Origin of the sequence: Streptomyces nanhaiensis, from assembly GCF_046614825.1 — a bacterium.
Taxonomy (GTDB): Bacteria; Actinomycetota; Actinomycetes; order Streptomycetales; family Streptomycetaceae; genus Streptomyces; species Streptomyces radiopugnans.
On record NZ_JBKJFM010000218.1, the window covers coordinates 1 to 7,378 of the forward strand.

Genomic DNA, 7,378 nt, shown 5'->3' on the forward strand with positions numbered 1-7,378 from the left:
GAACCGGAGGAGCGACGGGGTATCAACATATCTGGCGTTGACTTTTGGCACGCTGTTGAGTTCTCAAGGAACGGACGCTTCCTTCGGCACCCCTTCCGGGGCCCCTCCGGGCGCTTCCCTTCGGTGTGTTCACTACCTTAGCGGATCTCTCCGGCGACTCATAATCGAGCCATTCGGATCGGTTTTCCGTACGTTCGAGCGCAACGGAAACGACCCCCGAATCGGGGAGTCCGTATCTGGTGGTGTCCGCTCCGGGCCTCTCTCACGCGACCTGTACGGTCGCCGTGGACCTCGTCCCGTTCCAGCGGCTCGATCTACGTTAGACCTCGGTCGGCCCAGCGTCAAGCCGCGCCCGACGGCGACGTGGCTGGTGCGCCCGGTACGGGCTGACCGAGGGGTCGCCGGTGATCCAGTAGCGCCACGGGTGGAGTGCTCCCTCCCCGCCCACTCCCGTGCGGGGGCCGTTCCGTACGCGGTCCGATGGAGCCGGGGCGCCCGTGAGGATACGGAGCGGGACGTCCTCGCCGTCGCCGCAGACGTCGGTGCCGTTGAGGGCGCGGTCCACCCCCAGTGCGGTGGCCAGACGGGCGGGCCCCTTGGCCAGTTCGCTGTCGCCGCGTGCCTTCGGCCGCCGCCGGCGCGCGTGCTCGTGGCCGGCCAGCACCTCGCCGGCGCGCAGCAGCACACCACTGGCGGTGCCCTCCCCGTCGCAGACCAGGTTCAGGCAGTGCCACATGCCGTAGGTGAAGTAGACGTACGCGTGGCCGGGAGGGCCGAACATCACGGCGTTGCGCCCGGTGCGGCCACGATATGCGTGCGACCCCGGGTCGATGCGGCCCGCGTACGCCTCGACCTCCGTCAGCCGGACCTCGATCGGACCGTCGTCGGTCGTGCGGACCAGGACACGGCCGAGCAGGTCCGGGGCGACCTCCAGAACGGGGCGGTCGAAGAAGGCGCGGGGCAGGGGCTTACGGTCGTGGTCGGCGCTCACGCCTGCCGAGCGTAGTGCAGCCATCGGGTAACGACTGCGGACGGCGGCCCTGACCGGCGGAACCGTCCGGCAGACTTCGGGCGTTCTTAGGGATCGGCACGACACACAGGCCAGGGCCTGGGGGAGGAAGAACATGGGCTTCAAGAAGCTGTTCGCGAGTGTGGGCATCGGCGGCGCGTCGGTGGAGACGGTGCTGACCGAGCCGAACGTGGTTCCGGGCGGCGTCGTCCAGGGGGAGGTGCGGATCCAGGGCGGATCGGTCGCCCAGGAGATCCAGGGGCTGTCGGTCGGCCTCCAGGCCCGTGTCGAGGTGGAGAGCGGGGAGGAGGAGTACAGCAGGAACGTCGAGTTCCACCGCATGCGGCTCGGCGGTGCCTTCGAGCTCCAGCCGGGCGCGGTGCACACGGTGCCCTTCGGGCTGGAGGTGCCGTGGGAGACCCCGATCACCATGTTCACGGGCCGCCATCTGACCGGGATGAACATCGGGGTGACGACGGAACTGGCGATCGCCAAGGCGGTGGACTCCGGTGACCTCGATCCGGTGAACGTCCACCCGCTCCCCGCCCAGCAGGCGATCCTCGACGCCTTCGGCGCCCTCGGGTTCCGGTTCAAGAACGCGGACATGGAGCAGGGGCACATCCGCGGCACCCGGCAGAAGCTCCCCTTCTACCAGGAGATCGAGTTCCTGGCCCCGCAGCAGTACCGGGGTCTGAGCCAGGTCGAGTTGAGCTTCGTCGCGGACGAGCACGGGATGGACGTCGTGCTGGAGATGGACAAGAAGGCCGGTCTGTTCAGCGAGGGCAGCGACACCTACCGCTCCTTCACCGTGGACCTGGCGGGCTTCCGGCAGACCGACTGGGCCGCCTATCTCAACCAGTGGCTGGCCGAGGTCGGCGGCAGGCGGAACTGGTTCTGAGGGTTCGGGGCGTTCGCCTTCGGGGGCGCGGTCCGGTGTCGCACCGGGCCGCGCCCTGCGCCGTCCGGAGGGCCGGGATCGTTAGGCTGGCCGGTGCAGCGTTGTCGCGCTACCGAGGAGGTTTTCCCACGTGACCGAGCAGAAGCGGCGCCCGCTCCCCCACGACTTCCACCCCCCGGTGCCGTCGTTCACGGTCGTGAGCGACGACGTCTCCGAGGGCGCCCGGCTGAAGCCCGATCAGGTCCACGCCGAGGGCAACACCTCCCCGCACCTGCGGTGGGAGGGCTTCCCCGGGGGGACCAGGAGCTTCGCCGTCACCTGCTACGACCCCGACGCGCCGACCGGCAGCGGTTTCTGGCACTGGTCGGTCTTCGACATCCCGGTGACCGTGACGGAGCTGCCCGCGGGGGCCGGTACGGGCGAGATGAAGGGAATGCCCGCGGAGGCGGTGCACGTCCGCAACGACTACGGCACGCGTGACTTCGGCGGGGCCGCGCCGCCGCCCGGGGACGGCCCGCACCGCTACGTCTTCACGGTCTACGCCGTGGACACCGAGAAGCTGGGCGTGGACGCGGACGCGTCCCCGGCCGTGGTCGGCTTCAACCTGCGGTTCCACACACTGGCTCGCGCACAGCTCATCGGTGAGTACGAGGTGCCGGCCGGGAGCTGACCCGGTCGCCTCGAGGGTCCGGGGCCTTCCCGTCGGCCGTCCAGGTGGCCGTCCCGCCGGCGGGAAAAGCCTTTGCGCCCCGTCGTCTCCGAATCGCACAGTGGTGGCCGGGCAGTCGGCACCGCAGTGGCGGGGGCGGCGGGGCGCGCTCACGCCCGCCGTCCGCCGGAGCCCGTCGGGGGACGGGCGGCCGCGTCGGCTGCCCCTTCCTGCCCTCGTCCTGCCCGCGATCTCGCGCGCCTCCCCCTCTGTTCGCCGGCACCCGTGTCATCCACATGCCGTTCCTCTGCCATCTCCCGTACACCGTGCGGAAATTGCGTTGTCCGCCCGGTCGGGCAGCGGCACAGTGGTCCCACCCCGCCGCGGGGGCGGGTCCGGAGGTGGGTGAGATGCGCGAGACGCTGGTGCTCAATGCCGGTTTCGAGCCGCTGTCGACGGTTTCGCTGCGTCGTGCGGTGGTGCTGGTGATGCAGGACAAGGCCGTGGTGGAGCAGTCGCACCCCGGGCTGCGCGTACGGGCGGCGCGGGTCGACCTCCCGGTGCCGCAGGTGATCAGACTCCGCAGATACGTACGGGTCCCGTTCCGACAACGGGCGGCGTGGTCGCGGCGCGGTGTGCTCGTACGGGACAGGCACCGGTGCGCGTACTGCGGACGCCGGGCGACCACGGTGGACCACGTCGTGCCGCGTTCGCGCGGGGGCGGCGACACCTGGCTGAACACGGTCGCGGCGTGCGCGGAGGACAACCACCGCAAGGCCGACCGCACTCCCGCCCAGGCGGGCATGCGGCTGCTGACGCAGCCGTTCGAGCCGACGCCGGCGGACGCGCTCGTCCTCGCGCTGGGGCTGCGGGACGGTGAGGCGCTGCCGGAGTGGCTGGCGCTGCCCACCTCCGCCTGAGGTCCCTCGCGAGGGCTTCTCGCGAGGGCGCCGCGGGTGGGTGGTGGCCGGTCAGGTCGGTCCGGCTCCGTTCAGTTCAGTACGAGCTGGACGATCGCGGCCGTGCCGACGGCCACGATGACCGCGCGCAGGGCGGTCGGCGGCAGTCTGCGTCCCAGCCGGGCGCCGAGCTGTCCGCCGACCGCCGAGCCGACGGCGATGAGCAGGACCGCGGTCCAGTCGAAGTCGGCGACGAAGAGGAAGAAGACCGCGGCGGCACCGTTGACGATCGCGCCAAGGATGTTCTTGACGGCGTTGATCCGCTGGAGGTCGTCATTGATGAGCAGGCCCATCAGCGCCAGATAGATGACGCCCTGGGCGGCGCCGAAGTAACCGCCGTACATGCTGGCCAGGGTCATGCCGCCGAGGAGCGCGGGGCCGCCGTGGGGGTGGGCGGCGCCGCCGTTGCGCTCGCGGCGGCGCCGGATCGCGCGGGCCAGGCGCGGCTGGGCGACGACGAGCACCAGGGCCAGCGCGATGAGGACCGGGACGATCGTGTCGAACGCCGCGGAGGGCAGTGAGAGCAGCAGGGCGGCCCCGGTCACCGCCCCGACCAGGGCCGCAGCGCTCAGGCGCAGCACGCGGTCGCGCTGGCCGCGCAGTTCCCGGCGGTAGCCGATGGCGCCGCTGATGGCGCCGGGTACCAGGCCCAGTGTGTTGGAGACGTTCGCGGTGACGGGCGGGAGCCCGACCGCGAGCAGCACGGGGAAGGTGATCAGGGTCCCCGAGCCGACGATCGTGTTGATCGTGCCCGCGCCTATGCCTGCGGCGCAGACCGCCAGCGCCTCCCAGATGTTCACGCGCAACGCCCCTCAGCCGATCGGTGTCTGGTGCACCGATCATGCCCGAGGGGCGTGGTCGCGGTGTGTCCGGGTGCGGCTCGGAGTGCGGGGCGTGTCGTCAGTCGATCGGGGGCTGCTCCCGGCGCTTGGTCAGGTCGGAGCGGCCCGCGGCGGCGCCGGACGAACCGCCGGAGGGGGCTCCGGGACCGAAGTTGCCCAGCGCGCCGCCGAGCCCCTTGAGGGCGTCCCCGATCTCGCTGGGCACGATCCACAGCTTGTTGGCGTCGCCTTCGGCGATCTTGGGGAGCATCTGCAGGTACTGGTAGGACAGCAGCTTCTGGTCCGGATCCCCGGCGTGGATGGACTCGAAGACCGTGCGGATCGCCTGGGCCTCGCCCTCGGCACGCAGCGCGGCGGCCTTGGCCTCGCCCTCGGCACGCAGGATCGAGGACTGCTTCTCGCCCTCGGCGGTGAGGATCTGCGACTGGCGCACGCCCTCGGCCTGGAGGATCGCGGCGCGCTTGTCTCGGTCGGCGCGCATCTGCTTCTCCATCGAGTCCTGGATGGAGGTCGGCGGCTCGATCGCCTTGAGCTCGACGCGGTTGACGCGGATGCCCCACTTGCCGGTGGCCTCGTCCAGGACGCCGCGCAGCGCCGCGTTGATCTCCTCGCGGGAGGTGAGGGTGCGCTCCAGGTCCATGCCGCCGATGATGTTGCGCAGGGTGGTGACGGTGAGCTGCTCGATGGCCTGGATGTAGCTGGCGACCTCGTACGTCGCGGCCCGCGCGTCGGTGACCTGGTAGTAGATGACCGTGTCGATGTTCACGACCAGGTTGTCCTGGGTGATCACCGGCTGGGGCGGGAAGGGGACGACCTGCTCGCGGAGGTCGACGCGGTTCCGGATGGTGTCGATGAACGGGACGACGATGTTGAGGCCGGCGTTCAGTGTGCGGGTGTAGCGGCCGAAGCGCTCCACGATCGCGGCACTGGCCTGCGGAATGACCTGGATCGTCTTGATGAGTGCGATGAAGACCAGCACCACCAGGATGATCAGCACGATGATGATGGCGTCCATCGTGGCTCCCCCTGCGTTCCTAGGATTTCACGCTGACCGAGGTGTCCAGCGTGGCTGTCTGCGTCGTTGGCGTCGCCGACGGTTGTGACCGTGCGGTCACCGGCTATCACATCACGACGGCGGTCGCCCCGTCGATCTCCACCACGTCCACCTGGTCGCCCGGCTCGTAGGACGCACTCGCGTCGAGGGCGCGCGCGGACCAGATCTCGCCCGCGAGCTTGATGCGCCCCCCGGAGCCGTCGACCCGCTCGAGCACGACGGCCTGACGTCCCGTCAGCGCGTCGACGCCGCTTCGGTGTTCGGGCCGCTGCGTCCGCATGCGTCTGGCGACGGGGCGGACGACGAGGACCAGCGCGGTGGAGACCACCACGAAGACGATCACCTGGGCCGTCAGCCCGCCGCCGAGCGCCGCGACGGCCGCGGCGGCGGCGGCGCCCACCGCGAACATGCCGAACTCGGGCATGGCCGTGAGTACGAGGGGGATTCCGAGTCCTACGGCGGCGATCAGCCACCACACCCATGCGTCCACACCGCCATGGTAGGGCCCGGGTCAGCCGAGCGGGAGACCCTGCGCCGTCCAGCGGCCGCCGTTGTACTCCACGACCAGGGGGAGGCCGAAGCAGCGCGAGAGGTTGGCGGAGGTCAGCTCCGTCTCGACCGGTCCGGCCGTGAGCACCTTGCCCTGGCGGATCATCAGGACGTGGGTGAAGCCCGGGGGGATCTCCTCGACGTGGTGGGTCACCATGATCATCGAGGGGGCGTACGGGTCCCGGGCGAGCCGTCCGAGCCGGCGCACCAGGTCCTCGCGGCCGCCGAGGTCGAGTCCGGCGGCCGGCTCGTCCAGGAGCAGCAGTTCGGGGTCGGTCATCATCGCGCGGGCGATCTGGGTGCGCTTGCGCTCCCCCTCGGAGAGGGTGCCGAACTTCCGGTCGAGGTACTCGCTCATCCCGAGGCGGTCGAGGAAGGCCAGGGCGCGCTGCTCGTCGACCGCGTCGTAGTCCTCGCGCCAGCCGGCGGTCATGCCGTAGGCGGCGGTGAGGACGGTCTGGAGCACGGTCTGGCTGCGCGGGAGCTTCTCGGTGAGCGCGCTGCTGGCCATGCCGATGCGCGGGCGCAGTTCGAAGACGTCGACGGCGCCGAGCCTCTCGCCCAGGACGGTGGCCGCGCCGGAGGTCGGGAACAGGTAGCTGGAGGCGACGTTGAGGAGGGTGGTCTTGCCGGCGCCGTTGGGGCCGAGGATGACCCAGCGCTCCCCCTCCTTCACCGACCAGGAGACGTCTTCCACCAGAGCCCGACCCTCGCGGACCACGGATACGTCCACCAGCTCCAGTACATCGCTCATGGCGCGTTGTCTCCCATTGCAGTCGCGGCTGTCGCCTGTGCCTGTGGGCACAGTCCCCAGGGAAAACCTACGCCACCTCCTCCGCGCGGCTGTCCTTAGGCTGGGGGCATGCTCGAAGAACCTCGTTCCGGGCGGCTGGCCGCCTGGGGAAATGCCCTGTTCGCCGGACTGGTGTCGCCCGACGACGCCGCCGCGCGCATCGTGGGCGACGACACGGTGCACCGCGTGGCGGGTCTGCCGGGGGAGCCCGGCGAGGTGGGTCTCACCCTCGCGCTCGGCAGGCTGCGCGCCTCGGGTGTGGCGGGCCTGCGGCTGGCGCTGCCCGCGCCCGGGCACCCGCTGGGGCTGAGCGGGCCGCCGGAGTTCAACGCCCTCGCCCTGGACGCCGGCGAGGCCGTGGTCGGCACGGGTGCGGCGCTGGGGCTGGTGCCGCGGGTGCGCGAGGCGGGTCCGCGAGGCGATGTGCACACCGAGGTGGTGTGGCACTGCCTGCCGGTGCGCGAGGCCCCGCCCGCGGACGTGCCGTCGCTCGGGGAGGCCGAGCGGGAGCTGGCGGAGGCGCTGCGCGAGGCGACCGAGGTGCTGACGCGGCTGGACGTGGCCGGCTCCGGGCCGGTGGCCGCGGCGGCGCTGGAGGCGTACCGGGCGCGGGCGGAGGCGGGCC

General features: G+C 71.5%; 9 protein-coding genes. 4 read left to right on the forward strand and 5 right to left on the reverse strand.

The genetic code is table 11. The annotated features are described in order from the left end of the window. Positions 1-319: 319 nt before the first annotated feature. Positions 320-991: a DNA-3-methyladenine glycosylase gene (locus tag ACLIYP_RS28270; protein WP_412715938.1), complete on the reverse strand. Its 672-nt coding sequence runs from the start codon at positions 989-991 to the stop codon at positions 320-322. Positions 992-1,124: 133 nt separating this feature from the next. On the opposite strand from ACLIYP_RS28270, the gene ACLIYP_RS28275 reads away from it, so the two are divergent. The 3 genes from ACLIYP_RS28275 (at position 1,125) to ACLIYP_RS28285 (ending at position 3,476) form a co-directional block, all read left to right on the forward strand. Continuing rightward, on the forward strand, positions 1,125-1,907 hold the full coding sequence (locus ACLIYP_RS28275) for a sporulation protein (protein WP_412715939.1): 783 nt from the start codon (positions 1,125-1,127) through the stop codon (positions 1,905-1,907). A gap of 130 nt (positions 1,908-2,037) precedes the next feature. Further along, on the forward strand, positions 2,038-2,577 hold the full coding sequence (locus ACLIYP_RS28280; protein ID WP_412715940.1) for a YbhB/YbcL family Raf kinase inhibitor-like protein: 540 nt from the start codon (positions 2,038-2,040) through the stop codon (positions 2,575-2,577). Between the two features lie 389 nt (positions 2,578-2,966). Further along, positions 2,967-3,476, forward strand: coding sequence for an HNH endonuclease (locus tag ACLIYP_RS28285; protein WP_093655576.1), 510 nt, complete (start codon positions 2,967-2,969; stop codon positions 3,474-3,476). Between the two features lie 71 nt (positions 3,477-3,547). Here the strand turns inward: ACLIYP_RS28285 and ACLIYP_RS28290 are convergent, their stop codons facing one another. The 4 genes from ACLIYP_RS28290 to ACLIYP_RS28305 form a co-directional block, all read right to left on the reverse strand. Beyond that, entirely contained in the window at positions 3,548-4,315 is a 768-nt protein-coding gene (locus ACLIYP_RS28290) for a sulfite exporter TauE/SafE family protein (protein ID WP_412715941.1), read from the reverse strand. A 100-nt stretch (positions 4,316-4,415) separates the two neighbouring features. Continuing rightward, positions 4,416-5,372: an SPFH domain-containing protein gene (locus ACLIYP_RS28295; protein WP_412715942.1), complete on the reverse strand. Its 957-nt coding sequence runs from the start codon at positions 5,370-5,372 to the stop codon at positions 4,416-4,418. A gap of 106 nt (positions 5,373-5,478) precedes the next feature. Further along, positions 5,479-5,901, reverse strand: coding sequence for an NfeD family protein (locus ACLIYP_RS28300; RefSeq protein ID WP_412715943.1), 423 nt, complete (start codon positions 5,899-5,901; stop codon positions 5,479-5,481). A gap of 21 nt (positions 5,902-5,922) precedes the next feature. Further along, entirely contained in the window at positions 5,923-6,714 is a 792-nt protein-coding gene (locus tag ACLIYP_RS28305) for an ABC transporter ATP-binding protein (RefSeq protein ID WP_412715944.1), read from the reverse strand. Positions 6,715-6,822: 108 nt separating this feature from the next. Between ACLIYP_RS28305 and ACLIYP_RS28310 the strand changes: the two genes are divergently transcribed. Further along, a partial coding sequence (locus ACLIYP_RS28310; protein WP_412715945.1) for a hypothetical protein occupies positions 6,823-7,378 on the forward strand: 556 nt, incomplete at its 3' end.